This is a genomic window from Psychrobacter sp. Pi2-1 (assembly GCF_904846645.1).
In the GTDB taxonomy this organism is placed as follows: Bacteria; Pseudomonadota; Gammaproteobacteria; order Pseudomonadales; family Moraxellaceae; genus Psychrobacter.
Map to the genome: position 1 here is coordinate 1 of NZ_CAJHBO010000059.1, position 616 is coordinate 616.

General features: G+C 44.6%; 1 protein-coding gene. It reads left to right on the plus strand.

Annotation, left to right across the window (positions count from 1 at the left end; translation table 11 throughout):
• On the plus strand, positions 1 to 573 hold a 573-nt coding region (locus JMX91_RS13260), incomplete at its 5' end, for an IS3 family transposase (protein ID WP_201549628.1).
• Between the last annotated feature and the right edge of the window lie 43 nt (positions 574 to 616).

The window sequence follows — 616 nt, forward strand, 5'->3', positions numbered from 1 at the left end:
GATCAGATGCATAAAACCCACGACAATATCCTAAAGCGCAATTTTAGTCCAAGCATGCCTAACCAAGTCTGGACGGGAGATGTGACCTATATCCGTATCAAGAGCGGCTGGTGTTATCTAGCTGTGGTGTTAGATCTGTTTGCCCGTCGTGTCGTGGGCTTTGCCGTATCAGACTCTCCTGACAGTATGCTGACTGCTAAAGCACTACAGATGGCATATCAGACGAGACTTAGACCCAGTAGGGTGCTGTTTCACTCGGATCAAGGCACGCATTACACTAGCAAGGCATTTGCTGAATCCGTGGCTAGTTGTGACGGCATGATTCAAAGCATGAGCAGAAAGGGTAATTGCTGGGACAACGCGCCAACTGAACGCTTCTTTAGAAGCTTTAAAACGGAATGGATGCCAAAGGGTGGTTATGAAGATATCTTTGAGGCTAAGAGTGCTATCACTGACTATATCTGGGGCTATTATCAAACTGTGAGACCCCATACTTTCAACAATTACTTAACACCATTAGAAACAGAGAGACGCTATTTTAACAAAAACCTCTTATCAGGTGTCCTAAATTAGTTGACCACTACAGTTAAATTGATCATAGAGGGCGGCACTGTTT